Annotated in this window: 20 protein-coding genes and 1 pseudogene; 2 read left to right on the forward strand and 19 right to left on the reverse strand. The window is 72.9% G+C overall.

The window, feature by feature from the left end; translation table 11 throughout:
- The 11 genes and pseudogenes from AC068B_RS40950 to AC068B_RS41000 all read right to left on the reverse strand — a co-directional run.
- A partial coding sequence (locus AC068B_RS40950; protein WP_478676538.1) for a pyridoxamine 5'-phosphate oxidase family protein occupies window positions 1-272 on the reverse strand: 272 nt, incomplete at its 3' end.
- Window positions 273-376: 104 nt separating this feature from the next.
- Entirely contained in the window at window positions 377-2,335 is a 1,959-nt protein-coding gene (locus AC068B_RS40955) for an anthranilate synthase family protein (RefSeq protein WP_478676539.1), read from the reverse strand.
- Window positions 2,332-2,955: an isochorismatase family protein gene (locus AC068B_RS40960; protein ID WP_468565883.1), complete on the reverse strand. Its 624-nt coding sequence runs from the start codon at window positions 2,953-2,955 to the stop codon at window positions 2,332-2,334. Before AC068B_RS40960 ends, AC068B_RS40955 begins: the two co-directional genes overlap by 4 nt.
- A gap of 53 nt (window positions 2,956-3,008) precedes the next feature.
- The gene (locus AC068B_RS40965; protein ID WP_478676540.1) at window positions 3,009-4,184 is read right to left on the reverse strand and encodes a 3-deoxy-7-phosphoheptulonate synthase; all 1,176 of its coding nucleotides are present in this window, start codon (window positions 4,182-4,184) and stop codon (window positions 3,009-3,011) included.
- Window positions 4,185-4,215: 31 nt separating this feature from the next.
- Window positions 4,216-4,704 (reverse strand): PhzA/PhzB family protein, encoded by a 489-nt coding sequence (locus tag AC068B_RS40970; protein ID WP_478676541.1) that lies wholly within the window; start codon window positions 4,702-4,704, stop codon window positions 4,216-4,218.
- A 296-nt stretch (window positions 4,705-5,000) separates the two neighbouring features.
- Window positions 5,001-5,915, reverse strand: a complete 915-nt coding sequence (locus tag AC068B_RS40975) for an aromatic prenyltransferase (protein WP_478676542.1) — start codon at window positions 5,913-5,915, stop codon at window positions 5,001-5,003.
- Between the two features lie 111 nt (window positions 5,916-6,026).
- Entirely contained in the window at window positions 6,027-7,100 is a 1,074-nt protein-coding gene (locus AC068B_RS40980; protein ID WP_468565891.1) for a methyltransferase, read from the reverse strand.
- Window positions 7,101-7,220: 120 nt separating this feature from the next.
- Window positions 7,221-8,126: an aromatic prenyltransferase gene (locus AC068B_RS40985; protein WP_478676543.1), complete on the reverse strand. Its 906-nt coding sequence runs from the start codon at window positions 8,124-8,126 to the stop codon at window positions 7,221-7,223.
- Window positions 8,127-8,923: 797 nt separating this feature from the next.
- Window positions 8,924-10,564, reverse strand: a pseudogene (gene qcrB / locus AC068B_RS40990) (cytochrome bc1 complex cytochrome b subunit); the annotation flags it as partial.
- 410 nt (window positions 10,565-10,974) lie between these two features.
- Complete coding sequence (locus tag AC068B_RS40995) at window positions 10,975-12,546, reverse strand: FAD-dependent oxidoreductase (protein WP_478676544.1); 1,572 nt, start codon at window positions 12,544-12,546, stop codon at window positions 10,975-10,977.
- 1,304 nt (window positions 12,547-13,850) lie between these two features.
- Window positions 13,851-14,909 carry a polyprenyl synthetase family protein gene (locus AC068B_RS41000; protein ID WP_478676545.1) on the reverse strand — a complete coding sequence of 353 codons (1,059 nt, stop codon included), beginning with the start codon at window positions 14,907-14,909 and terminating at the stop codon, window positions 13,851-13,853.
- A 703-nt stretch (window positions 14,910-15,612) separates the two neighbouring features.
- Between AC068B_RS41000 and AC068B_RS41005 the strand changes: the two genes are divergently transcribed.
- Together AC068B_RS41005 and AC068B_RS41010 are read left to right on the forward strand one after the other, a co-directional pair.
- Window positions 15,613-16,239, forward strand: a complete 627-nt coding sequence (locus AC068B_RS41005; protein ID WP_478676546.1) for a hypothetical protein — start codon at window positions 15,613-15,615, stop codon at window positions 16,237-16,239.
- A complete protein-coding gene (locus AC068B_RS41010) occupies window positions 16,236-16,418 on the forward strand; it encodes a MerR family transcriptional regulator (RefSeq protein WP_150163957.1) in 183 nt (60 codons plus the stop codon). The genes AC068B_RS41005 and AC068B_RS41010 overlap by 4 nt, the downstream gene beginning before the upstream one ends.
- A gap of 113 nt (window positions 16,419-16,531) precedes the next feature.
- Here AC068B_RS41010 and AC068B_RS41015 read toward each other — a convergent pair whose 3' ends face one another.
- The 8 genes from AC068B_RS41015 to AC068B_RS41050 form a co-directional block, all read right to left on the reverse strand.
- Window positions 16,532-18,040 carry a nitrosuccinate lyase gene (locus tag AC068B_RS41015; RefSeq protein ID WP_478676547.1) on the reverse strand — a complete coding sequence of 503 codons (1,509 nt, stop codon included), beginning with the start codon at window positions 18,038-18,040 and terminating at the stop codon, window positions 16,532-16,534.
- A gap of 298 nt (window positions 18,041-18,338) precedes the next feature.
- Window positions 18,339-20,393 (reverse strand): FAD/NAD(P)-binding protein, encoded by a 2,055-nt coding sequence (locus AC068B_RS41020; RefSeq protein WP_478676548.1) that lies wholly within the window; start codon window positions 20,391-20,393, stop codon window positions 18,339-18,341.
- Between the two features lie 318 nt (window positions 20,394-20,711).
- On the reverse strand, window positions 20,712-20,864 hold the full coding sequence (locus AC068B_RS41025) for a hypothetical protein (protein ID WP_478676549.1): 153 nt from the start codon (window positions 20,862-20,864) through the stop codon (window positions 20,712-20,714).
- Window positions 20,865-20,951: 87 nt separating this feature from the next.
- A complete protein-coding gene (gene mvk, locus AC068B_RS41030) occupies window positions 20,952-21,962 on the reverse strand; it encodes a mevalonate kinase (protein WP_478676550.1) in 1,011 nt (336 codons plus the stop codon).
- Between the two features lie 469 nt (window positions 21,963-22,431).
- Entirely contained in the window at window positions 22,432-23,958 is a 1,527-nt protein-coding gene (locus AC068B_RS41035; RefSeq protein WP_478676551.1) for an MFS transporter, read from the reverse strand.
- A gap of 201 nt (window positions 23,959-24,159) precedes the next feature.
- Complete coding sequence (locus AC068B_RS41040; RefSeq protein WP_478676552.1) at window positions 24,160-24,618, reverse strand: TetR/AcrR family transcriptional regulator; 459 nt, start codon at window positions 24,616-24,618, stop codon at window positions 24,160-24,162.
- Between the two features lie 272 nt (window positions 24,619-24,890).
- Window positions 24,891-25,031, reverse strand: coding sequence for a hypothetical protein (locus AC068B_RS41045; RefSeq protein ID WP_356268669.1), 141 nt, complete (start codon window positions 25,029-25,031; stop codon window positions 24,891-24,893).
- Window positions 25,032-25,069: 38 nt separating this feature from the next.
- Window positions 25,070-25,324, reverse strand: a 255-nt coding sequence (locus tag AC068B_RS41050) for an adenosylhomocysteinase (protein WP_478676553.1), incomplete at its 5' end; no start/stop codon positions are given.

Genomic DNA, 25,324 nt, shown 5'->3' on the forward strand with positions numbered 1-25,324 from the left:
GCCAGCTCGTGGCCCTTCTGGCTGCCCGCGTGGGTGATGAACACGATGCCGGTGTCGGTGATCTGGTTGACCGCCAGGATCCGCGACGAGGTGCGTCCCTGGGGGTCGGCGGTGGCCAGGGCGAGGGCCCGCGGCTCGCGCACGCCCTGCTCGGTGGCCGCCTTCAGCCAGTCCGCCAACAGCCCCAGCGGCTCCGCCGGCGGCGCCTGGAACTCGGGGAAGGCCACCTCGACGGTGCCGGTCAGCGTCTCGGAACGCCGTACATCAGACATGAGTCAATCCTTCAACGGTGCGGCAGGAAGAACTGCGGGCAAGGCGGGCAGGGGGCCGGGCCGGCGCTCGGGGGTGGGCGCCGGCCCGGCAGTCGGGGCGGGGGTCAGGCCGGGTCGGGGGTGCGGGCCGGGGCCAGGAGGCCGGCCAGGACGGTGCCGACGATGCGGGGCCCTTCCCGGGTGAGGACGGATTCCGGGTGGAACTGCAGGGAGGCGAAGCCCTCTCCGCGCAGGGCGTGCACCTCGCCGGTGGCCGCGTCCCGGCTGACCTGGACGGGCCGGGATGCGCCCGGTCCTGGCACGCCGCGCGGGGTGAACTCGTCGTGCTCGCTCAGCAGCGCGAAGGTGTTGTAGTAGCCGACGTGTTCGGGGGCGCCGAACAGGTCGATCTCCTTCTGCACGCCCTGGTTGGGCACGTCCCGGCGGCGCAGGTCCAGGCCCAGCTGCAGGCCCAGGACCTGGTGGCTGAGGCAGACGGCGAGGAAGGGCCGCTGTTCGCGCAGCAGGGTGGCCACCGCGGTGTGCAGGTGGCTCATCTTGGGGTGGGCCACTTCCTGCGGGTCGCCGGGGCCGGGGCCCATCACGACCAGGTCGTGGCCCGCGAAGGTGTAGTCCTCGTCGTAGCGGCGCAGGGTGACCTCCAGGCCCAGCGAGCGCAGCTGCTGGTCGATCATGGAGGTGAAGGTGTCCTCCGCGTCGACCACCAGGACCCGGCGGCCGGCCAGTTGGGGCAGGGCGGCGGCGCGGTCGGGGTGGTCGGAGAGCCAGAACCCGGCGATGGTGTCGTTGCGCAGTTCCAGGGCGCGGCGGACGCTGGGGTGGTCGGCGAAGCGTTCCTTGGTGTCGCCGTTCAGGGCGGCGACCAGGCCGGCCGCCTTGGCGCGGGTCTCGGCGGCCTCGGAGGCCGGGTCGGAGTGGCGCACGATGGTGGCGCCCACGCCGATGGCCAGGCGGCCCTGGTGGCTGATGTCGGCGGTGCGGATGAGGATGGCGGAGTCCATGACCCGTGCGTCCGCACGGTCGCGGCCGATGAGGGCGGCGGCGCCGCTGTAGTAGCCGCGGCCGCCGGGCTCGTACTGGTGGATGATCCGGCAGGCGCTTTCCAGGGGGCTGCCGGTGACGGTGGGGGCGAACATCGTCTCGCGCAGGATGTCGCGCACGTCGCGGTCGCTCTGGCCCTCGATGAAGTACTCGGTGTGGGCGACCCGGGCCATTTCCTTGAGGTAGGGGCCCACCACGCGGCCGCCGGTGTCGCAGATGCGGGCCATCATCTTCAGTTCCTCGTCGAGGACCATGTAGAGCTCGTCGGTTTCCTTGCGGTCGCCGAGGAATTCCAGCACGCCCTCCAGCGTGGAGCCCGAGGGCGGGTAGCGGTAGGTGCCGCTGATCGGGTTCATCACGGCGGTGCCGTCCTGGAGGCTGACGTGGCGCTCCGGGGAGGCGCCGACCAGGATCCGGCTGCCGGTGTGGATCAGGAAGGTCCAGTGGGCGCCGGTCTCGCGTTCCAGCAGGCGGCGGAAGAGGGCCGGGGCGCTGGCCGGGCCGTAGTCGGTGATGTCGGCGACGAAGGTGCGCTTGATGACGAAGTTGGCGCCCTCGCCGGTGCCGATCATTTCCTTGGCGATGCGGCGCACCACGTCCTCGTAGGCCGCGTCGTCGACGTCGAAGTCGCCGCCCGACAACGGTGTCGGGACGTCCGGGATGCGGGCCAGGGCCTGGGCCAGGGGCAGTTGCTGCTGGCCGGTCACCGTCATGGCGACCAGCGGGGTGCCGTCGTCGGCGCAGGCGAAGCCGCGCTCGGTCAGCTGCCGGTAGGGCATGACGACCAGCACTTCGTGGTGGGCGCCGGTGCCGGGGGCGGGCTCCGGGGGCAGCGGGATGTCGGCCAGGGTGGCGGGCAGGGACACCGCGCCGGTCAGCACCTCGACCGCGCCGGGGGTGGTGCCGGGCCGGTGCAGCAGGGCGAATGCCTCGGTGCGGCCGTCCAGGACCTGGGCCAGGAGGTCGGCGTCCTCCGGTCCCGGGGTGGCGGGCCGGTGGGGGGTGGGTGGTGTCTGTGTCATGTGAACAGCCCCTTGACGGTGGTGACCCGGGCGCAGCGCTCGGCGGCGTAGGTGAGGGCCGAGCGGTGGTAGTCCTGCGAGAAGTCGGCCGTGGCGTCGGCGACGAAGAACGGCTGGATGTCGTGGGTGAAGGCGTCGATGGCGGTGGCCAGCACGCCCACGTGGGCGTAGACGCCGCACACGATGAGCTGGTCGCGGCCGGCGGCGCGCATGCGTTCCAGCAGGTCGGTCTTGAAGAAGGCGCTGTAGCGCCACTTGGTGAGGTGCCAGTCCTGCTCGGTGGGGGCGAGCGCGTCGACGACCTGGCGGTCCTCGGGGGCGGGCCGCATGCCCGGGCCCCAGAAGTCCTTGAGCAGGCCGCGCTGTTCGTCGCTCATGCCGCCGGGCTGGGCGGTGTAGGCGACCGGGATGCCCAGGGCGGCGCACCGGTCGCGCAGCTGGGCGGCGTTGGCGACCAGCTCGTGGCGCAGGCTGTCGGGGAAGGGCTTGAGGAAGTACCGCTGCATGTCGTGGACGAGCAGGACCGCCCGGTCGGCCTCGGCGGTCCAGGACACGGCGGCCGGAGGCAGGTCGCCCTCGGCGGGCAGGGGGTAGGGGCTGATGGGGGGTATGCCGGTCATGGTGGAGTCCTCGGACTTGTCGCGGGGGCTGGTGCGGGCGGTCGCCGGTGGCCTCAGGCGGGCCAGGCGTTGACGGCGGTCTGGGCCTGGGCGGGGTTGAGGCGGGGGTCGCAGCAGGAGGTGTAGCGCTCGCCGACGCGGTCCAGGTCGGCCTCGCTGCTCGCGCACTCGGTGACGTCGTCGGGGGTGGTCTCCAGGTGCAGGCCGCCCGCGATGCCGCCGGCGCCCTGGACGGCCTTGGCGAATCCGGTGATCTCCCGGGCGACGGTGTCGACCATGCGGGTCTTGTAGCCGCCGGGGGCGGTGACGGTGTTGCCGTGCACCGGGTCGCTGAGCCAGATCGCCGGGTGGCCGGCCTCGCGGACCGCCTCGACCAGGCGCGGCAGCTTCTCGGCGACCTTGTCGGCGCCCATGCGGGCGATGAGGGTGAGGCGGCCCGGGTCGCGCCAGGGGTCCAGCCGCTCGCACAGCGCGAGCAGTTCCTCGGGTTCCATGGAGGGGCCGACCTTGCACGCCACCGGGTTGCTGACCTGGGACAGGAGCGCGACGTGGGCGCCCTCGACCTGGCGGGTGCGCTCGCCGATCCAGGGCCAGTGGGTGGAGCCCAGGAACAGCCGGCCCTTGTCGTCCATGCGCAGCATGGGCGTCTCGTAGTCCAGCAGGAGCGCTTCGTGGCTGGTCCACACCAGCGGTTCGACGACCTCGCGGCCGGCCGCCCGGTCGCGCCAGCCCAGGTGCTCCAGGATGTCCCCGGCGGCCATGTAGCCGGTCAGGATCCGCAGCGGGTCGGGGCGGCGGCTCTCGGCGTCCGGCTCGGGGCCGTTGACCATGTGGCCGCGGAAGACGGGCAGTTCGACGCCGTCGATGATCTCGGTGGGCTTGGAGCGCGGCTTGGCGAACTGGCCCGCGATGCGGCCCACGCGCAGCACCGGCTTGCCGGTGATCAGGCCGAGCGAGCCGGCCAGCAGGTCGAGCAGGGCGGCCTTGCGGGCCACGTAGTGGGGCGTGCACTCCTGGGGGTCCTCGGCGCAGTCGCCGGACTGCAGCACCATCGCCTCGCCGCGGGCGACCTTGCCCAGCAGGGTGCGCAGGGTGGCCAGGTCGTCGCCCTGGACCAGGGGCGGGCGGGAGGCCAGGGCCTCGCCCACCCGGTTCAGCTGTGAAAGGTCGCTCCATTCGGGTTGCTGCAAAGCCCCGCGGATACGAATCTCCCGTATAACGTCTTCCATGACGTACTCCGATCCAGCGGTGAAGTGATACTCAGGTGGGAATTCCGGTGCGCTTGATCTCCGGTACCGGAATACCGAGCGCACGCAGCTGCTGGAAGGGATTCATAAACTCGCGATTACGCTTGATCTTCCCGTTGTCCAGTTCGAACGAGTGCAGGAAGTGGTTCTCGTAGTAGCCCTCGGGGTAATCGCCGAAGCGGATCTTCCCGCGGCCGTCGCATTCCACCCAGAAGTGGTTCGGGTCCTGCGTCTCGAAAATCTGGATGTTGTACCACTCCCAGTCCGGGAAGCAGCCCAGCGACCACACGGCGTGCTCGCCCAGGCGGTCCCGGCCGACCGTCTCCACCGGGGATCCGGTGTCGGTGGTCCACAGTCCGCCGCGGCCGTCCTCGGTGAACAGCTCGTGCCGGCGCAGCCGGTCCTGGCCGAGGGTGTGCATGTACTGCTCGACCGTGGCCCGGTTGACGCGGCGCAGCTCGGCCGCGTCGGTAAAGCCCTGATCCGGGACGGATTCAGACATGGGTGTCCCCTTCGCGTTTAGTGAGTAGTGGGGCGGGATTCCGCTGAAGACGCGGGAATCCCCTCCGTCGGCGTGAGCGATCTTGCCCGATTCCACAGAGCAAATCAACACCGTTTCGACGGTACACTAATGAACATGGTGTAACATTCAACTTTAATGAGGGCATGGTGGTGCACGCACCGGTGAAAACAATGCGGAATGCCCCCTGGAACAGGATGGGGCGGGTGCGGCAATGAAATTCCCTGAGCCCGGCACAAGCCGGGCTCAGGGTATTCACAAGTGGATCTGTGGCAGTGTCAGAGCTTTCCGTTGTGCACCGCGCTGATGACCTTGCGCATCAGCGGTGAGAGCTGGAAGTAGGGGCCGAGGTTGAGGTACTCCCCCTCGGGCGCCCACTTCACGGCCGCAATGACGATGGGCTCGCCCTCGTAGGCGCGCGGCGCCTCGTCCACGAACCGCTCGACCTGGGCGGTGATGGGCACCGGCAGCGCGGTGGGCTCCCAGCCGCGGGCCGGCGGCGGGGCGTAGCAGATCCGCTCGACGGCCGCGGAGTCCCAGCTGAGGGTGGTGTAGATCCGGAAGGAGCGCCCGGCGAAGGCCAGCATCTGCGGGCCGGGGGCGGGCAGGCCCAGTTCGCGGTGCAGGGACAGGATGGTCTGCGGGGCCCGGCACTCCTCGGAGAGCTGGGTGAAGTACAGGTTGACCGTGCGGCGCGGGTAGTCGATCCCGATCATCGCGACGTCGCTCAGGCTGTGCCGGGCGAACAGGTCCAGGCTCTTGGCCAGGGCGGGCGGCATGCCGGGCAGGGCGGCGAGGTCGGCCACCGGCCGCACGTCCTGCGGGAAGTGCGCGTAGATCTTGTTGAAGCCGCCGACGACGCCGCCGTCGACGAGGTACTCGCTGATGTCGCACCGGCCCTGGAGGTCCGCGAGCAGTGTGTCGACCGGGTGGCCGGCCGGGGTGATGAAGCCGTGGGCCACCGCGGTGGCGTACGGGTCGCCGCTGCGGGTGGGCACCGTGACGGTGAAGTCCAGCTCCACCGGGGCGTCCTGACGGGTCGACACGCTGTAGACGACCCCGGCCTCGGCCAGCCCGTCGGCGTACGCGGCCAGGATCGGCCGGACGGTGTCCTCGGTGAAGGGCACCCCGGCCAGCCGGGCCGCCTGCTCGATGGCCGAGTACACCTCTTCGATCCCCGTGACTGGGGGCATGGGTCCTCCATGGGCCGGTTGGCGCGTGTGCAGCGGAGAGCGGTGCGGGACGGCCGCCGTCCGGGGACGGCGGCCGGTCGCCGGTCAGCCGGGTCAGGCAGGTCAGGCAGGTCAGGCGACCTTGGTCGCCGACAGGATGGCCTGGACGGGGATGACGTCGTTGGGCACCTCGGCGGGGTTCTTGGTGATGGCCTTGGTGACCTTGAACCCGCACTCCTCCAGCCAGCTCTGGTAGACGGAGATCTTCTGCGGGCCGCCCTGGCCCATGGTGCAGCCGATGAAGAAGGCCGGGAAGAAGTCGACGTTGTAGTTGTCGGTGTCGCGGATGTCCTCGGGATAGACCGGCACCATGATGTGGACCTGGCCGCCGACCTCCAGGGAGCGGTTGACGCCCTTGAGGATGGTGAAGACGTCGTCCTTGTCGAACATGTCCAGGAAGTGCTTGATCAGCACGGTGTCGAAGCCCTGGGGGATCTCGTCGAAGACGTTGCCGCCGATGAAGGAACAGTGCTCGGCCACCCCGTGCTTCTTGAAGTTCTCCAGGCAGGTGCTCTCCTTGTCCGGCAGGTCGAAGGTGGTCACCTTCAGCCCCGGGGAGGCCTTGTGCTCGTAGGTGTGGATCGCGCCGAGGCCGGTGTTGCCGGCCACGTCGAGCACCTGCGCGCCGGCCGGCACGTCGATGTTGGAGAAGAACCAGGGGTCGATGTTGGCGGTGACGTTGTTCATCAGCGTCAGCCAGGCGTCGTTGAGGTCGCTGTGGTCGGCCACCGCGTCGTACAGGGTGCCCTCGTCGGTGCCGTAGAGCTCCTTGAGGCCGACGATCTTGCCGGTGCGCACACTGTCGGTGAGGTAGAAGAGCTGCCGCAGCGCCACCACCTTGATCATGTTCATGTAGGTGAGGGCGCGCTTGAGGTCGCGCTCGGCGACCTCGGCCAGCGCGTCCAGGCGGTAGCCGCCGGAGGCCTCGTCCTGGGCGACGAAGCCCTCCTTGACCATCAGGAACAGGAGCTGCTCCACGGCGTCGGGCTTGGCGCCGACGGCCTCGCCGAGCTCGGCCGCGGTCTGGCCGGGCGCCGCGCGCAGCTGGTCGACGATGCCGAGCTCGAAGACGGACAGCAGGCTCATGAACCGCGAGGGGCCGACCATGTACTCGCGAAAACGCGCGAGGGTGGCTTCAGTAGTCATTGCGGCTGATCCCTTTCGATATGGGTGTTCTCCGCCGTCGCGGGCGGGCGAGCGCTGGAGGAAGGACCGTGGGCGGCCGCGGGCGGGCGCGGGCGGGCCACGGGGTGGGGCGGGTGCTGGCTAGGCAGAACGCCCGCCGACGTACGAAAGGTTCAGCCGGCTGTCGGTGCGCCACTGGTAGTACGACTGGAGCTTGTAGTACTCCTCGCCGCTGGAGGTGACGGCGGCGTAGACCATCTTGGGGGTGTCGGTGCCGTAGGGGACGTCCTTGAGGAACTGCTCGACCTTGGAGCCGAGGCGGGCGGCGAGCTCCAGCGGGTTCTCGGTCTTCACGCTGTAGGCGATCCGCTCCACCTTCTGCGAGTCCCAGTTCAAGGTGGCGTAGACGCCGAAGGCCTTCTTGCAGAAGTCGAGCATCTGCTCGCTGGGGTCGGGCAGGCCGATCTCCCGGTGCATCGCCAGGACGGTGTCGCGGGCCACGACGTCGGCCGAGGCCGCGAAGTACACGTTCATCGTCCGGCTCGCGTAGTCGATGCCGATCAGGTCCACCTGGTCGGCCAGGCCGTAGCGGGCGAAGAAGGACTCGGTCCCGGCCAGGCTGGGCGGCATGGAGGGGATCTCGGCCAGGTGCGACAGCGTCTCGTGGCGGCCGCCGGGGAAGTACACCCAGATCTTCTTGAAGCCGCCCAGGACGCCGAAGTCGACGCCGTAGCTGTCCACGGCGCAGTGCTTCTGCACCTCGGTGAGCAGCGACTCGATGGGGTGGCCGCTCTGGGTGGTGAGCCCCTTGTCCACGGCGACGGCGTAGGGGTCCCTGTCGCCGGGGACCGTGAAGCGGCAGTCGAACTCGCCCTCGTGGCGCGCGTTGGTGGCCACCCGGAAAGCGATCACGGCGCCCGGGAGCACGTCTTCGTAGGCGGCCAGGATGGGCCACACCTGGTCGCGTGCGCAGGCTACGTCCAGCAGCCCGGCGGATTCCTCGACGGCAGCGTAGACACCTGCCAGATCGGCGGTTCCCGACATCATTCCTCCAGAGATGGATTACGGCGCCTGTGGGAGCGCGGCACATTGCGGGACGGCGCACCGGGGGCCCGGGGGACGGCTGCGCCCCGGGGCGCCGGGCGTGGTGCGGCTGGTGCCCGGCGTGCGCGGGGGGCGGGGCGCGCCGGGTCGGGGCGGGCGCGGCAGGTCCGGCGCGCGGCCGCGGGCAGGGCGTGCCGCGGCGGCGGCACCGGCCGGTGGTGCGGGGGGCTTGGGGGATGAGGGCCCGTCAGATACGTACGCGGGTTTCTCGGGGCCCTGCAGCGCAACTCCCCTGCAGCCAAGGGCTCCACGCTCCATGCGGAGGGGGCACGACTTTTGGGCAGGGGAGGTCTGCAGAAATAGTGACACGGGCGGGCCCCCACACCAAGAGCCCTTCAAAGTGACGTGGGTCACGTGAAACGGAGCGCCGCGCGGGACCCCGGCCCGGCCCCGGCCGTGCGCCCCCCACCTCCGGCGGGAGCGGCCGCGCGGGCGCCCGCGGCGGGCCGATGCGGAGCTTTCCGCCCCCTCCCGGTGCCGGCCGCGGGCGGCCGTCCGGGAGGGTGAACTGCCGCGGCATAGGCGAAAGTTGGGCGGGGCGGTGAGGAGCGTGGTGGCGGGGCGGCGGGGGCATAAAGAGGCGGCGCGGGTGACCCGTCCCCTGGTCACCCGCGCCGCTGTCGGAGGCCCGGCCGGTGTGGCGCCGTGCCGCCGGGTCAGTGCACTGGCTGGTCCGGCTCGCGGCCCTCGACGGCGGCGGGCCGGCCGCCGTCGGCCTGGCCGTTGGGGTGCCCGCCTGCGTGGCCGCCGGAGCCGTGGTCGAGGTGCTCCAGGGCCTGCTGCATCTCCTGCGGGCTCGGGTTGGCGATCTGCCCGTCGCTCAGCCAGCGGCTGAGCTTGTGGCGCAGCATCTCCTTGCGGGACTTGGGGTTGGGCACGCCGTCGCGGTCCTCGCGCACGGGGGCCGGCAGCGGCGGGTGGATCTCGCGGGAGAGCAGCGTGTACTCCTGCTCGCGGTTCAGGCGCTCGTGGACCTCGACGAACTCGCCGTGCGGCAGCCGCTTGATGCGGCCGGTCTCGCGGCCGTGCAGCAGCTTGTCGCGGTCGCGCAGCTGCAGGCCCAGGCAGATCCGCTTGGTGATGATGTAGGTCAGGGCCGGTACGACGAACACCCCGATGCGCACCGACCAGGTGAAGGCGTTCATGGACAGGTGGAAGCGCTCGGCGAGGATGTCGTTGGCGCCGCCGAAGAACAGCACCAGGTAGAAGGCGGCCAGCGAGCAGACGAAGGCGGTGCGGGTGGGCTGTTCGCGCGGCCGGTCCAGCAGGTGGTGCTCGCGCTTGTCCCCGGTGATCCAGGCCTCGATGAACGGCCACAGGCAGGCGATGCCGATCAGCAGGGTGGGCAGCACGACGGCCGGGACCAGCACGCCCATGTTGACGGTGTACCCGGCGATGGCGAACTCCCAGGCGGGGAAGGCGCGCAGGGCGCCTTCCAGGAAGCCCATGTACCAGTCGGGCTGGGAGCCCTGGGAGATCTGATCGGGCCGGTAGGGGCCGTACACCCACACGGCGTTGATCTGGGCGATGCCCGCCATCAGGGCCAGGACGCCGGAGACCAGGAAGAAGAAGCCGCCGGCCTTGGCCGCGTAGTGCGGCATCAAAGGCTGGCCGACCACGTTCTGCTGGTTGCGGCCGGGCCCGCGGAACTGGGTGTGCTTCTGGTAGATGACCAGGATCAGGTGGATGGTGACCAGCGCCAGGATGATGCCGGGCAGCAGCAGGATGTGGAAGCTGTAGAAGCGCGGGATGACGTCCGTGGCCGGGAATTCGCCGCCGAACAGGAACATCGTCAGGTAGGTGCCGACCAGCGGGATGGCCAGGGTCACGCCCTCGGCGATGCGCAGGCCGGTGCCCGAGAGGAGGTCGTCGGGCAGCGAGTAGCCCAGGAAGCCCTCCAGGGTGACCAGGATGAGCAGGACCACGCCGATCAGCCAGTTGAGCTCGCGGGGCTTGCGGAAGGATCCGGTCAGGAAGTGCCGCAGGGTGTGCGCCATGGTCGCGGCGATCATGGTCAGCGCCGCCCAGTGGTGCAGCTGGCGGATGAACAGGCCGCCGCGCACCTCGAAGCTGATGCGCAGGGTGGAGGAGTAGGCCTCCGACATCTGCACGCCCTGCAGCGGGACGTGCGGTCCTTCGTAGACGGTGTGGGCCATGCTCGGGTTGAAGAACATGGTCAGGTAGAGCCCGGTGAGGATCAGGATGATGAAGCTGTAGAGCGCGATCTCGCCGAACATGAAGGACCAGTGTTCGGGAAAGACCTTGCGCATCAGGGTGCGCCACTGGTAGATCCCGAGCCGGCCGTCCGCCCAGTCGGCCATGCGTTCGCCCTGCGGCGCCTTGGTCCGCTCCCGCTGCGGCGCATCTTCGGTGATGCTCATGCCCGCGCGCCCTCCCCTCGCCGCTGAGTCGTCACAGGCACACCCGGACCGGCCGGTGAGCGGTCGGTGGTGGGGGCGGCCTGCAGCGGCGCAAACGGGCCCGTGCCGTGAAGCGGATCGAACGCTATCGACACCCCGCGCGGCCGGACAACCGTGCTCGAGCCGGAACCCGGCCCCAACTCCACCGTTTCTCGAGCGAGTTTCGAGTCGTGCCGCCGCGCAGATGTCACGGCCCCGCCCAACTGGGCGGTTGCCGCTGGTGAGTTGGGGTTGCGCACCCACCTCGGGTCGCCCAAGTGGGCCTCAACAGCGGGTAGTTGCTGCGCTCTTGTCATGCCCGAAGCCTATGTCGGAGGCATTTGGCGCCTGCGGTCGGCTCCCCCCTTTTATGCCGGGCGCCCCGGCGCCGGTCAGGGGCGGCGGCGCTCACCGGCCGGGGCGGGGGCCGGCCACTGGGCCGAGGAGCCGGGCGGGCGCAGGCGGGCGGAGCCGGTGGCGACGCCGATGGCGGGCGGCGCCGGGGCGGGGGTGCGGCGGCGGCGCGCGCGGGCGCCGTGGGTGATGCTGGGCGGCGCGGCCGGGGCGGCGGCGGGGCGGGCGGTGGCGGCGCGCGGGCGGGGCACCGCGGCCAGCGGCCCGGCGGCCTGCAGCCGGGCCAGCAGCCGGGCCGCGGCGTGCGGTTCGGTGGCGGCCTCGGCCGCGATGCGGGCGGTGACCCGCCGGGCGAGCCAGGCGCGCAGGCCGCGGGGCCGCTCCCGGCCGGGCTGCGCCGGATCGGCGGCGCCGGTGGTGCGCAGGTGGCGGGTGCTGGACTGCCAGGCGGGGGCCAGCCGGTGGGCCAGGGCGCGGCGCAGCCGGTAGGCCAGGCCGACCGTGGTGCCGTGGCCGCTGAGCATGTGGTCCAGGACCAGGGCGCCCTGCACGGCGAGCGTCATGCCCTGGCCGTGGGCGGGGTCCATGACGGCCAGGGCGTCGCCCACCACCAGGAACTGGTCGGGCCAGCGGCGCAGTTTCTCGTAGTGGCGCCAGCGGTTCTCGGTGGTGGTGCAGGCGTAGACCGGGCCGAGCGGGGTGGCGTGCTCGATGACGTCGCGCAGCAGCGGGTGGCGCAGGCGGCCCGCGGCGCGCAGCAGCCCGGCGTGGTCGGTGGGCGGCTCCTCGCCGTCGGCGAAGGCGAGGGTGACCGCCCAGCGGCCGCCCTCGATGACGTTGAGGGTGCCCTGGCGGGGGTTGCCGGGCGAGGCCATCAGCAGCAGGCTCTGCCAGTCGGCGACGTGGCCGATGGGCGGGGCGAAGACGGTGGAGGCGTACGTGGTGCGGGCGCCCACCACCGTCTCGCGGGGCGGCTCGTAGCCGAGTTCGGCCAGCCAGTGGGGGGCGCGGGAGCCGCGTCCTGAGGCGTCCACCACGAAGTCGGCGGATATCAGGTGCCGCGGGCCCGGGCCGTCGGGGCCGGGCCGGGCGCGGCGGCGCGCCCAGACGCCGGTGACGGTGTCGTTGCGGTCGGGCTGCAGGCCCAGCACCTCGTAGCCCGACAGGAAGGACACCTTGGGCTCGGCGCGCAGCCGCTCGCGCAGCACCGCGTCGATCAGGTCGCGGGAGGCGCTGAGCATCGACAGGCCCGCGTCGAAGCGGGGCAGCCAGCCCGCGGGGCCGAGCACCAGGGCCTGCTGGGGCAGGCTCACGCGGACCGCGCCGGCGCGCTCGAAGTCCTGCCCGATGCCGGGGAAGAGCTGCTCCAGGCCCTGCTGGGCGGTGGTGGTGAGGCTGTGGGTGTGCCGCGCCTGGGGCACCCCGCGGCGCCGGGCGGCGCCGCGCGGCAGGCGGTCGCGCTCGATCACGGTGACGTGGTCCATGAAGTTGGCCAGGGCCCGCGCGGCGGTGAGCCCGGCGAGCCCGGAACCGATCACCACGGCATGCCCGCGGCTCTCGCTCCCCTCGACCGCTCCGACGTCGTCGACGCCGCGTGCGTCCAGACTCATCCAGGCCGCCCTTCCGGTGCGTTCGTGGTTGCATCATGCGGCGTGCGTGCGCCCGTACGGCAGGATTTGCCCAACTGCCCGCCGCCGCCCGGCCGTCGGGATCCGGCCGCCCCGCCCGCGCCCGCGGCCGCCTGCGGACGGTGCGGCGCGGCCCGACATGCCTGGTGGGGCCGCATCCGCGGGCCCCGGGGCGGGGTGCGGCGCGGGGGCCGGAGGCGGCGCGGGGCGAGCCCGCCCCTCAAGCGGCCCTCGAGGCGGTTGCGACGAGGGCTGTGGCGGACGTCGAGCGGGGGCGGTGCGGTCTGCTCCCGCCGAGGGTGCCGGGCGGCCTGGCTCCCCCCGGGGGCGGAGCGGGGCCCCAGCGGGGGCTCGTTCGGGCGCGGGGCGGGGCTCGCGGGCTTCGCGGGGACGCCGGGGAGGGAATCGGGGCTCCGGGAGGGGCTTTTACCGGGCCCTTTGCGGGGGTTGGCCCGGCGGGGCCGCCAAGGCGTGAGGGTCTGCCGGGGTGTTGGGGGCCGGGTGCCGAGGCCTTGGGGCCTTGGGGCCTTGGGGGCGGGTATCGCGGGTGCCGCGGGTGCCGCCGCGGCACCTCTCCCCCGCGCCCGCCCGGCGACACCCGGGGCGGCGACTCGCGCCCAGCGGTCAACAGGACGCCGGGCGGCGGGAGTTGACCGAAACCGGCGGCTGTCGACGGGAGGGCGACCGGCGGGGAGGGCCGTCGGCCGGTGTGCGAGGCGGGTGTTCTGGCTTGCGTGCGGCTTTGGGGTGTACGCGGCCGGGGTGGCGGGTCCGGCTTCAGGGGCCGGGGGCGGGGCTCGGGCGCGCCGGGGCGGGAGGAGGAGCGGCTCTTGGTGCGCTGCGGGCGGGCGGATGGGCCCGGCGGAATCCCGTGATTCTCCTCAACTCTCATCCTCATAGAGGGCGTTGCCCGGAGCTGGCGTACAGCCTCCGGCATTCCGGGTGCAGCGGGAGCGCCTGCGGCCGCCGAGGCTGCGGGGCGGCCGGGGCGGGGACAAACGGGCCGGGCAGGGCGGGACGAGGGGCGGCTCTTGGTGCGCTGCGGGCAGGGCGGGCGGCCCGGCCGGGGCACCGCCTGCAGCACCCGGAGGACCCGCAGGGGGCGGTGCCGCCTGCCGCGCCCCGGCCCCGCCTGGCCTCTGGCCCGGGGACGGTCCGGCGCGGTGGGCCGGGCCCGGGTGGGCCTGGGCCGGGGCCGGTCTTCGCTGCCCGGGCGGGGGGCGTGGTGGGCCCGGCGCCGTCTCCCCGTGTGCGGGACGGGGCGGGGAGACGGCGCCGGGGTGGGGTCAGGTGTTGCGGTAGGCGACCTGCGTGGCCATCGCGGTCAGTTCGGTGCGCCATACCGGGTCGATGGGCACGTCGGCGATGGCGTCGCAGCCCTGTTCGACCAGGGCGGCGATGTGCTTTTCGACGTCGTCGGGGACGCCGGTGTCCACCAGGCGGCCGCGCACCTCGTCGGGGGTGTGGCCGGGCTGGGTGATCAGGCTGTGGATGCGTTCGTCGCGCTGCATCGCCCAGCCCAGGAGCAGGGTCATCTTGTGCTGCTGGAAGTCGAGTCCGGCGGGCTTGCCGGTGTGCGCGGAGTCGCCGAACGCGTCCAGCAGGTCGTCGCGGAGCTGGAAGGCCTCGCCCACCGCCTCGCCGTACTTCTCGAAGGCGGGGGCGAGATCGGCCCGGCCCGCCGCGCTCGCGCCGACGGCCAGGGGGCGGTGGATGGTGTAGTGGCCGGACTTGGCCAGGGCGATCCAGCGGGACAGCCGCGGGTCGACGGAGAACTCGGCGGCCGCGGTCATGTCCATGTACTGGCCGATCATCAGCTCCGAGCGGAGCTTGTTCCACACCGGCAGCACCGCGGGCGGCGCGGTGGCCATCAGCTGCTCGCAGTAGACCAGGGCCAGGTCGCCGACGAGGATGGCGACGCCCTCGCCGTAGCGGCGGGACTCGCCCTGCCAGTCGCGGGCGGCGTGCAGCGCGGAGTGGTGGGCGTGGACGGTGGGCAGGCCGCGCCGGTGGCTGGAGGCGTCGATGACGTCGTCGTGGATGAGCGCGGAGGCGTGCAGCATTTCCAGGGCGGCGGCGGCCGCCACGACGCCGGGGTCGCCGGGGTCGCCGTCGGCGGCCAGGTAGCCGGCGATGCAGAAGGCGGGACGGATGCGTTTGCCGCCCGCCGCGACCAGTTCGGACAGCGCGTCGACGGCGCCGACCGCGCGGTCGTTCACTTGGGCCCATAACTCGTGCTCGGCGGAGAGGAAGGCACCCAGGTGTCCTTCCATTCGCTCCAGCAGATCGTCGCGGGTGCGGCGCGCCGAGGCGGCCAATTCCTGGTCGGTTCCGATACAGGCCATTTCCATAGCCACAGCTTTTCCCTTGCGTTGAGGTCGAGCAGGGGGAGGTGTCACCGGGGCGGCCGGGTGGGCCGCCGAGGAGGGCAGGGGTCGGGGCGCGGCGGGCTGCGGCGGGGTGGGGGGTGCCACGGCCGGGCGCCCGGCGGCGGGATGGGCCGCCTGCGGGGCGCCGAGGGGGGGGCGCGGGCCGGGGGGCGGTAAAGCGGGATGCCATCCGTCCAAAGCGAAGCCTGAAGAATCCTAGAGTTCTCCTTTAGAAAAGAGGAATCTAAAATTCCCCTTTAGGGCAGATCGATTACGAAATGAAAAATTTACAACCGCTGGATTACCGCTCTCTTCCCGGTGGGGCGCACGTTGACACCCCCCGACCGCTCATGGAACTCTCCGAGTGCACCCATGGCAGCGACTGCGCGGCGGTGGGGCCTGGGGAGGCAACGGGGGGATGGATCGCACATGACAGCCGTATTCACTGGGAACAGCAGAGCCTGTGCCCATCGAGGCGGGTCTGAATTCTTTTGCGGGATTTCCTGAACGGGACCGTCCTGTCACCTCCCGGCGTCCTTTCAGAGGCCTTTGCCCGGGGCTCCGGTCACGCCCTTTTTCCCCAGGGTTCATCGATTCAGCCATTCACTGCAGCGTCCGGCACGGAAGATGTGCGTCTCCGTGCCTTCTGCGGGGTGCGTCAGCTCATGAAGGAGATTCAATGGAGTTTCACTCATGCCCCAGGAACCATGCCCGGGAAGTCCCTGTCGCCGCCGGCTCGGTCCTGTGCACCGGCTGCGTCGAGCAGCTGGAACGTAACCTGCGCACCCTTCCCGGCCTTCACCAGGAAGGACTGCACCACATTCTGTCGACGTCCCGGCGGCGGAACCCGACAAAGGTGTCGGGCAGCCGCAGGCGGGACCACCTGAACATCTCCGCCCTGGACGCCAGGAACAACATCCTCTCGATCCTGGAGTCGTGGTCCGGGTTCGTCGTGGAAAAGCTGGGGACCGCCGCCCCCGGGCGCTCCGTCCCGCATCTCGCATGCTTTTTGATACTCAACCTGGAATGGCTCGCCACCCAGCCTCCGGCTGCCGAATTCGCCGATGAAGTCGAGAGCCTCCAGGTGGAATCGCTGCGCGCCATCGACCCGGATTCCGACGATGAGCATGCGCCGGTCATCGCATGTGTGATGGACGACTGCCCGGGCACCATCAACGCTTCGCCGCGCAATGCGCGGACCACGGCCCGGGGCAGCATCAGCTGTTCGTCTGGGCATTCCTGGGAAATGCGCGAACTGCTTACCATCCGGCATCTCATGGACCGGCAACGGAAGGACGCCGCATGAACCGACCGCCGCGCCACAGGCTCGTTCCCACCAATGTGGCCGCCCTGGCCACGGGGGTTTCGGAGGCGACCATCCGCAAGTGGGTGAGCCGGGGCAAGATAACCCGCTACGGCACACCAGGACGCTCGCAGTTCGACATAGAAGAGCTCACGGAAATCGCTCTGCAGCGCCAGCGCTGAGCGGATTTCGTGAGCGTCCTCGCGCGGCCCTTCGGGGCCGTCCTCCGGTGGCCGCCGCCGGCACCCCCAGCCATCCGGGGGGCCGGCGGCGGCCGCCGCCGGTTCACGGCCGCTCAGGACGCGCCCGGCCGACCCGGCACGCCCGGCGGGGCCTGCGGGGGTGCGGGGCGGGACAGGGCGCGCTCGGTCAGCGCGGCCGCCGCCCCGGTGTAGGCCTCGGGGGCGAACAGGTCGCCGCGTCCGGCGCCGGTCAGCGCGGCGGCCACCCGCGGGTCCTGGCCCAGGACCTCGGCCAGCGGCCGGCCGGTGCGCGCCGCCTCGGCGGAGGCCCCGTCGAGCAGGGCGCGGGCGGCGGTCTTGCCCAGCGGCGCGGCCAGCACCGCGGCGATCCGCTCGGAGACGATCTGGCCCCCGGTCAGGGCGGTGTTGGCGCGCATCCGGGCGGGGTCGACCGTCAGCTGGGACAGGAGCTCCGCCGCCTGGTGGGCCGCTCCCCCGGCCAGCCGCAGCAGGGCGCGCAGCGGCTCCCATTCGGCGTGCCAGGCACCGGCGGAGCGTTCGTCCTCGCTCAGCATGCAGCCCAGCACGCCCGCCGCGAGCTGCGGGGCCTGCAGCGCGGCGGAGCGGATGGCGGTGGCCAGCACGGGATTGCGCTTGTGCGGCATCGCCGAGGAGGCGCCGCGGCCGGCGGGCGCCGGCTCGTGCACCTCGCCGACCTCGGTACGGGTCAGCGACAGCACATCGACGGCGATCTTCCCCAGCGCGGCGCAGGTGAACGCGGCGCCCTGGGCCAGGTCCGCCACCGGGGTGCGCAGCACGTGCCAGGGCAACAACGGGGCGCGCAGCCCCAGTTCGGCCGCGAAGGCCTCGGTCAGGTCGTGGACGTAGGCGGCGGGGTCGGCGCCCGGGGCGTGTTCGAGGTAGCCGGCCAGGGTGCCGGCGGCCCCGCCGAGCTGGACGGGCCCCTGAGCCTCGAGGGCGGCGAGCCGGTCGGCCGCGTCCAGCACCAGGTGGCGCCAGCCCGCCGCCTTGCAGCCGAAGGTGGTGGGCACCGCGTGCAGGGCCAGCGTGCGGCCGGCCATGAGGGTGTCGCGGTGGGTACGGGCCAGCGCGGCCAGCGCCTGCTCGGCGCGGTCCAGGTCGGCGCGGATCAGGCGCAGGGCCCGGCGGGCGACCAGCATGGCCGCGGTGTCGAAGATGTCCTGGCTGGTGGATCCGCGGTGCACGTAGGCGGCCGCATCCGCGTCCCGGGCGGCCACCAGCGCGGTGAACTCCCGGACCAGGGCCACCACCGGGTTGGCGGACTGGCGGGCCGCGGCGGCCAGCGCCACCAGGTCCAGGTGCTCGGCCCGCGCCGCCTGGCTGATCACCCGGGCGGCGGCCTCGGGCACCGTGCCCAGCCGGGCCTGGGCCCGGCTCAGGGCCGCCTCGGCATCGAGCATGGCCTGCAGCCACGCCTGGTCGGACACCGCGTCCGCCACCGGCACATCGGCCCAGACCGGCGCGAGCAGCCCGGCCTCCAGCCGCGCCACGTCCCGACGCACGGTGTCCGGACGTGGCGTGTCCGGACGCGCGGTGGCCGGGCCGGGCGGCGGCGCGACGGGCGGGCGGTCAGTGGTCATGGGGTGCGGCTCCTTGTTCGGTACGACATCCGCCTGCGGCGCAACTCCCGCGCCCGGGCGGGTGGTTGCCGGGCGGCGGGCAGGCGATCAGGCGGCCAGCGGGCACGGACGGCTCCGGTCGTCCCCGGTCGTCCTCGGTTCAACGCCCGCCTGGGGCCCGGCGGTTGCCGCCCCCTCGGGCGGCAGGCGGGTGCCCGGCCGGTGGGCACGGGTGGCCCCCCTCCCCCGGCCGGGCGCCGGGCCCGGTGTCCGCGGGCAGTGGTGGCGCCGTGGTGCGGGCGGGGCCCTGGGGCCGGGGTCAGCTTCCGCCCCGGCCGGGCAGCGGGGCGGCGGGGCGGGGTGGCGTCGCGCTCGGGTGGGCGTCCGGGGGCGGGGCGGCTTCGGTGAGGTGCCGGGTGGTGGGCGGTGTGGGGCGGGCCGTGCACTCCAGGGCCGCGCGGGCGATCGCGTCCGCGTCGGTGAGGGTCACCGAGTTGACGCCGGGGCGGATGCCCGCGGCCGTCACCCAGTGCACCGCCTCGGTGGGCACGCCGAAGGCGAAGCGGCGCGGGTGCGGGCGGCCCGCCGCGTCGATCAGGCGGAAGGGGCGCGCGGTGACGGCCAGCCCGTCGCTCTCGTAGGGGTCCGCGGCCGTGCGGATGCGGTAGGGGGCGCACTGGCCGGTGGCCAGCAGGTGCCGCAGCAGCCGGTCCCCGGTGCGGCGCAGCGTGATCGCGGGCAGCCGGGCCTCGACCACGGCGTCCACGCGCCGCGTGGAGCCGGGCACCAGCGGGGAGGTGACGGTGCCCCGGCCGGGCTGGAGGTCCACCCGCAGGCCGGGGCCGATCACGTCCAGCACACCGGCCTCGATCAGCGCGATCATCTCCTCCACCCGGCGGGCGGGCGGGCCGATGGACAGGTAGGCGTTGAGCGGGGTGTACCAGCCGTCCAGGTCGGCGCGGTGCGAGTCGCCGTCCAGGCCGCCGTGGTCGACCACCAGGCGGATCTCGTTGCGCAGGTCCCGCAGCACGTCCAGGGCCGCCTTCAGGGGCCCGTTCACGTTGCCCGCGCGGGCCTCGGCCACGTCCTGGCGCAGATGGTCCAGGAGCCAGCCGGTGAAGTCCTGCGGGCCGGTGAACTCCCGGTCGCGCCAGGGGCGGGCCAGCAGCTCCCAGTCCCAGCGGTCCTTCTCGCCGATGCCGTACGCCTCCAGCACCGCCGCCAGGTGCCCCGGCCCGGCCGGGGCGGCCAGGTAGGCGGCCTGCAGCTGCCCGGCCGGGAGCATCTCGCCGCGCGAGCGCAGCAGGGTGGCGTAGTAGACGGCCTCCACCTCCCGGGAGATCAGCGGCCACAGGTCGCGGGTGAAGTCCAGGCCGGTGCGGGCGTGGGTGCGGCGCAGCTCGGCGATGCGCCCGGGGGTGAGCAGCAGCGGTTCGTGGCGGCCGTGCGGGCCCTTCTCGTTCTCGCCGCGCGCCTGGTAGGGGATGCCGCGCCGCGATCCCGCGTACAGCCGCGGCTCGCGGCCCGAGGCCCGGTAGCGCAGCCGGCCGCCGTGGCGGGTGAAGGTGCCGCCGCGGCCGGCGGTGAGCTGGGCCAGGTAGTCGAAGAAGTTCAGGCCCAGGCCGCGCAGCAGCACCCGGGTGCCGGGGGCCAGCGCGTCCAGGTCCGCGTCGGCGGGATTGGCCGGCGGCAGGTGGCGCAGGCCCGCGGCGCGGGCGGCGGCGGCGAAGGCCCGCTCCCCCTCGTCCGGGTGGGCCGGCAGGTGGCCCTGGCACAGGATGACGGCGTCCAGCCCCGCCAGTACGGTCCCGTCCGCCAGCCGCACTTGCTGGCGCCGCCCGTCGGTGCCGGGGTCGTCGTCCAGGGCGACGGCCAGGCCGCGGTGGAAGGTGACGGTCAGTTCGGCGGGCGCGCCGCGCACGATGCGTCGGCAGGCCCAGCGCAGGTAGTGGCCGTAAAAGGCGCGGGTGGGATAGGTGTCGGGGCCCAACGCGCGGGCCTGGGCCAGGACTTCGGCCGGATACTCGCCGCCCGCCTCGCCGCCGGTCTCGCTGTCGGCCTCGCCGTGGATCTCTCCGGCGGCCAGCGCACCGGCCCACTCGTGCAGGCTGGGCCCCGGCTCCAGCGGCCCGTGCAGGTCGACGCTGGCGTCGGTGAACACCGAGATCTGTCCGGCCACGGTGTTCATGAGCAGGTGCGGGGACTGGTCGGTGCGCCACACCCTGCCCGGCCCGGGCGGGCAGGGGTCGATCACATGGACGTGGACGGTGCTGCCTGGCGGCTGCAGGCGGGCGTTGGCGCACAGGCGCTCGAGTACGGACAGGCCGCGCGGTCCGGCACCTACCACGCACACCGTGCGAGGGCTCGCTGTCATGTCTACCGTTTCTGCTGGGTCACGAGGCGGGGCGAGGACCGCGGGCGCAGCACGGCCCGCCGTGGCGGGCGGCGGCGCTGCGCCGGGTCCGGGCGCACGCTGCCCCACCGGCCCGGGAGAGTCCTCGACCGGGCGGCGGCCCCTGCCTGCCCCGCCGCGGGGCGGCCGGGCATGAGGGGTACGGCGGCGCGTGCGGGAAGGGAATGCGTGCGGGTGGCGGGGGCTCTCGCGGCGGGCGTGGTGCTGCGCCGCGGGTGCTCCCCTCGCGTCCCTCCTGCGCCGTCCGTCAGCCGCTGTCGCGGGGCGGGCGGTAGCCGTTCACCATGCGCGCCGGGGCGGACCCGCGGCCGGGCGGCCGCCTCCGGCATCCGTCAGCAGAGACGGAATCGGGGTGTTCTCGTGGCGGGCGGGAGGCCGGGCGGGCGCAGCGGGGCCGGTGCCGGGGCGGTGCGGGATGCCGGTGGCGCTCATGTGCCTGCTCCTCTCACCGAGTTGTGTGCGGGTACGGCCCAGGTGGTGCGGGGTGGTGCGGGGTGGTGCTCTCCGGGCGGGGCGGGGTCAGGCGCCCTGGCCGGTGCGGGCCGTCAGCGGCAGCACCCAGGTCTGCTGGGCGCCGGCCGCATGGAGGCTGCGGGTGACGGCACCGGCCTGGTCGGAGGAGGTCAGTGCGATCATGCAGCCGCCCAGCCCGCCCCCGGTGATCTTCGCGCCGAGGCTGCCCGCGGCCAGCGCCGCCTCGACCAGGGCGTCGATGCGCGCGGTGCTCAGCCGGGCCTCGCGCAGCAGGTGGTGACAGGCCGTCAGATAGGGGCCGAGTTCTTCGAGGTCGTCCTGGGCCAGGGCGCGGCGGGCCCGGTCGGTGAGCTGGGTGGCACGGCGCACGAAGTGTTCCCGGCTGCCGGGGTGGCGCTGGAAGCCCTCGCGCAGCAGGGTCACCGCGTCCTTGGTGCGGCCCACCTCGCCGCTGTCGGCGATGATGAACAGCCCCTCGCAGCCCACCGGCAGCTCCTGGGCGTGGCCCTGCTGGAACAGCAGCGGGCCGGGCGCGCCGACCGCGGTGGCATCGACGCCGCTGGCGCGGCCGTGGGCCACGTTCTCGGCGCTCTGCACCAGGTCGAACACCATCTGTTCGGTGACCTCGCGGCCGAAGAGGTCGGCCAGCGCGAGGACCACGGCGCGGGCGCAGGCGGCGCTGGAGCCAAGGCCCCGGCCGGGCGGGATCGCGCAGTCCAGGATCACCTCCAGGTGCACGTCCTGGGCCACGTCCATGGCGGTGCGGAACTCCGCGGTCAGCTGCCGCAGTCCGTCGGAGGCCTGGGTGGCCACCGGCCGGGACGGGGAGCCGGTCATCGTCAGGGACACCCCGCCGGGGCCGGCGGGGCCGGCCGCGGACCAGCCGGCGCTCGCCGTGACCGCGAGCTGGGGCACCGGCAGCGCCAGGGCGGGCGCCCCGTACACCACGGCGTGCTCGCCCAGCAGGATGGTCTTGGCGTGGGCGCGGCCGACGCCGACCGTGCGGGCCCGGCTCACGGGGGCGGCGCCCCGGGCCGGGGCCGGTGGTGTGGTCAACGCGCTCAGCTCCCCTGGTGTTTTCCGCATGGAGATCGCATCGTCCAGACTTCTCGGAAGGAATGAGGCAGGAGTTTCGGGGCGGCCTTTTCGCGGCGAACGGCCCCGCTGCCCGCCGGGAAATCACGAGAGAACTCGTACGCAAGTACGCACTCGTCTCACCGGGCAGGATTCAAGAGGGCTCCCGATCCCAATCCCCCGCCGCTGTCATGCTTTTGGGCAGGGGAGATGCACTGGAATAGTGACACGTGGGACGACGCCGCGCCTAGAGCGCCCCGGGGTGGCGTGGGTCACGTAACCGTAAAGGCCGTGCCACAGTTCCCGGAAAGGCCCCCGCCGCCCCAACACGATGTGCGGGCGCGCCGGTTGACGGGCCGTGAGCCGGACACACGACACCGCCCCCGGGGGGAAGATCCCGGGGGCGGTGCGGGCAGGACCGTGCGGTCAGCTGCCGGGGGGTGTCACAAGGTCAGGAGGAGACGCCGGTGGCGGCGGGCCTGTCCGCCGTCTCCGCGGCGGCCTCGCCCTCCGCCTCGGCCAGCACGTTGCGCGGTACGGCATCCACCTTCTGCATCAGCACGACGACCAGGACCGCGGCGACGGCCACCAGGATGGCGCCCACCTGGAAGGCCCGGGAGGCGCCGTCGGCCTGCGCGACCGTGGGGATGACGCCGTCACCGATGTGGTCGGTGGTGTAGCGGATGGCCAGCGGCACCAGGGTGGCCAGGCCGAGCGCGCCGCCGATCTGCTGCATGGCGGTCTGCACGCCGGAGGCCAGGCCGGAGTCCTTGCCGGTGACCTGGTAGAGCGCGCCGTTGACCAGGGCCGGATAGCACATGGCGCTGAACAGGCCGAACACGACCATGCCGGGCAGGACGCCGCCGACGTAGGAGGAGTCGGCCTCCAGGGTGCTGGCGACGAACAGGCCCGCGGCCGCGCCGCCGAAGCCGATGGCCAGCACCGCCTTGACGCCGATGCGGGGCATCAGCGCGGAGGCCGCGCCCATGCCCGCGCCCATCGCGAAGGCCAGCGGCACCACGGCCATGCCCGACTTGATCGCGGAGTAGCCGAGGACCTTCTGCATGTAGAGGATGAGCAGGAAGGCGTAGCAGTGGAAGCTGGCCAGCAGGGCCAGGGTCACCACGTTGGACGTGACCCGGGTGCGGTTGGTGAAGAAGCGGATGGGCACCATCGGGTCGGAGATGCGGGTCTCCCAGACGGCCGCCAGGAGCAGCACGCCGATGCCGCCGAGCAGCGGGATCAGCACCGTGGAGGAGCCCCAGGAGTGGTCGGCGGCCTTGATCAGGCCGTACACGACCGCGACGAGACCGCCGGTGATGGACAGCGCGCCGACGACGTCGACGCTGCGGCCCTCGCGCTCCATGCGGCTCTCAGGCATGACCTTGGGCACCAGGACCAGCGCGGCGAGCGCGATGGGGATGTTGATGTAGAAGATCCAGCGCCAGTCGACGTACTCGGTCAGGGCGCCGGAGACGACCGACCCGATCACGCCGCCCAGGGCCGCGGTGCCGCCCCACACGCCCAGGGCCTTCATGCGCTCACGGGCGTCGGGGAACAGCACGGGGATCATGCCCAGTGCGGCCGGGCCGCACAGCGCCTCGCCCAGACCCTGCACGAAGCGGCTGGAGACCAGCATGCCGGAGGACATCGCGGCACCGCAGGTGGCCGAGGCGACACCGAAGCAGATCACACCGACCATGAAGATCTTGCGCCGGCCGTACATGTCGGCCAACCGGCCGCCCAGCAGCAGGAATCCGCCGGCCGTCAGCACATAGCCGTTGATGACCCAGGCGAGATCGCCGGTCGGGTTGAAGGTCAGATCCTTGTCGATTTCGGGAAGCGCGACGAGCACAATCGTGACGTCCATGACGAGCATGAACTGAATGGCGGCCAAAACGGCCAGCGCTTTCCAACGCCGCGGGTCGCCGACGGGGGCTTCCGCCCCGCCCGTGGACTCTTTGTCGAGAGTACTCATGGCCTGATTACTTCCTCCGAATAAGTGCGACCCAAGAAGGCCGTCCGCGCGGACATTCCGGCCGGCGCCGGTGAGTGGCCCGCGCCCGCGGTGCGCGGGTTGGCGCCGTCTCCACCGGTACGACGACACAGCCCTCCGGAATGTGAGGGGGGAGTTCCCGTTTCCGGGGCCGCCGGGCGGGGCGGGGTGGTGCGGGCGGGGCTAGCCGACCAGGTAGCGCTGGATGGTGGGTGAGACGAGGGCGACGACCTCGTCGACCGATGCGGAGGCGATCGGCTCCAGTTTCACGACGTAGCGCAGCACGGCCACGCCCCATACCTGGGCCTGGGCCGCGTTGATGTTCATCGGGGGCACGCCGAGCGCCTTGGCGACCTCGTCGAAGTCCTTGGGACCCTCGTCGAGGGAGGCGGCCAGCTGCTGGAAGATCTGGCGGGACATGAAGTCCCGCATCCGGGCGGCGCCCTGCTCGTCGGCGAAGACGGCGCTGAAGGCGCCCAGGAGCTGCGGCCGGGCCTGGGGGTCTTCCCATTTGGTCAGGGCGGCCCGCAGCAGGCCCTCGGCCAGCTGGGCGCGCTCCCCGGTGAGCGAGGCCGCGCCGGCCTCGGCGAGGGCATCCCCGATGTCGCTCAGGGCGTGGGGGCCTTCGGCGGCTGTGGACATCGCTCCTCCTTGTGAACTGGGGCCCGCGCTCTGGGTGTCGGGCCCCGGTCGGACTTGCGGTGGTGCCGGTCTTCGGGCAGAGCGCGGCCATCGTCGCCCATGGCCGCTCTTGAGCCGCTCAATGTCTGCTCGAACCGGCCGGGCGGGCGGTGCGGGTGGCGTGATCCGTGCGGGCCGGGGCGCGATCCGCCCCCGTGCACGGGGGCGGGGGGCGGGGTGGACTGCCGCCGGGGCCGGGCCGGTTGGAGGCCTCCGGCCCCGGCGGCGGGGGTTCAGTCGATGCCGCGCACGACGTTGGGCTCCCAGGTGTCGTCCTCGTCGATGCCGGCGAGCCGGAGCGGCGGGGTGCCCGGAACGGCCAGGGCCAGGCCCGGTCCGGGCGGCCTGGTGTCCTCCTCTTCGGTGTCGTGCACGTGCTCCTCCTGTTCCGTCGGCCGGGGGCCGGTCCGTGTCAGTAGCGGTAGTGGTCGGGCTTGAAGGGGCCCTCGACCTCGACGCCGATGTAGGCGGCCTGCTCCGCGCTCAGCGTCGTCAGCTTCACACCCAGCGAATCGAGGTGGAGGCGGGCGACCTTCTCGTCCAGGTGCTTGGGCAGCACATAGACATCGGTCGGGTACTCCTCCTGCTTGGTGAACAGCTCGATCTGGGCCAGCGTCTGGTCCGCGAACGAGTTCGACATCACGAACGAGGGGTGCCCCGTCGCATT

This window comes from Streptomyces sp. NPDC042371, from assembly GCF_056437465.1.

Bases quoted from the DNA above. Each gene is read 5' to 3' on its own strand.
- AC068B_RS41025 (WP_478676549.1), bottom strand. From the start codon at position 20,864: ATGAGCGCCACCGGCATCCCGCACCGCCCCGGCACCGGCCCCGCTGCG.
- AC068B_RS40965 (WP_478676540.1), bottom strand. From the start codon at position 4,184: ATGGAAGACGTTATACGGGAGATTCGTATCCGCGGGGCTTTGCAGCAA.
- AC068B_RS41010 (WP_150163957.1), top strand. From the start codon at position 16,236: ATGAACCGACCGCCGCGCCACAGGCTCGTTCCCACCAATGTGGCCGCC.
- AC068B_RS41000 (WP_478676545.1), bottom strand. From the start codon at position 14,909: ATGGCCTGTATCGGAACCGACCAGGAATTGGCCGCCTCGGCGCGCCGC.
- AC068B_RS41005 (WP_478676546.1), top strand. From the start codon at position 15,613: ATGGAGTTTCACTCATGCCCCAGGAACCATGCCCGGGAAGTCCCTGTC.
- AC068B_RS41020 (WP_478676548.1), bottom strand. From the start codon at position 20,393: ATGACAGCGAGCCCTCGCACGGTGTGCGTGGTAGGTGCCGGACCGCGC.
- AC068B_RS41040 (WP_478676552.1), bottom strand. From the start codon at position 24,618: ATGTCCACAGCCGCCGAAGGCCCCCACGCCCTGAGCGACATCGGGGAT.
- AC068B_RS41035 (WP_478676551.1), bottom strand. From the start codon at position 23,958: ATGAGTACTCTCGACAAAGAGTCCACGGGCGGGGCGGAAGCCCCCGTC.
- AC068B_RS40975 (WP_478676542.1), bottom strand. From the start codon at position 5,915: ATGCCCCCAGTCACGGGGATCGAAGAGGTGTACTCGGCCATCGAGCAG.
- AC068B_RS40960 (WP_468565883.1), bottom strand. From the start codon at position 2,955: ATGACCGGCATACCCCCCATCAGCCCCTACCCCCTGCCCGCCGAGGGC.
- AC068B_RS41015 (WP_478676547.1), bottom strand. From the start codon at position 18,040: ATGACCACTGACCGCCCGCCCGTCGCGCCGCCGCCCGGCCCGGCCACC.
- AC068B_RS40985 (WP_478676543.1), bottom strand. From the start codon at position 8,126: ATGATGTCGGGAACCGCCGATCTGGCAGGTGTCTACGCTGCCGTCGAG.
- AC068B_RS40995 (WP_478676544.1), bottom strand. From the start codon at position 12,546: ATGAGTCTGGACGCACGCGGCGTCGACGACGTCGGAGCGGTCGAGGGG.
- AC068B_RS40955 (WP_478676539.1), bottom strand. From the start codon at position 2,335: ATGACACAGACACCACCCACCCCCCACCGGCCCGCCACCCCGGGACCG.
- AC068B_RS40980 (WP_468565891.1), bottom strand. From the start codon at position 7,100: ATGACTACTGAAGCCACCCTCGCGCGTTTTCGCGAGTACATGGTCGGC.
- AC068B_RS40970 (WP_478676541.1), bottom strand. From the start codon at position 4,704: ATGTCTGAATCCGTCCCGGATCAGGGCTTTACCGACGCGGCCGAGCTG.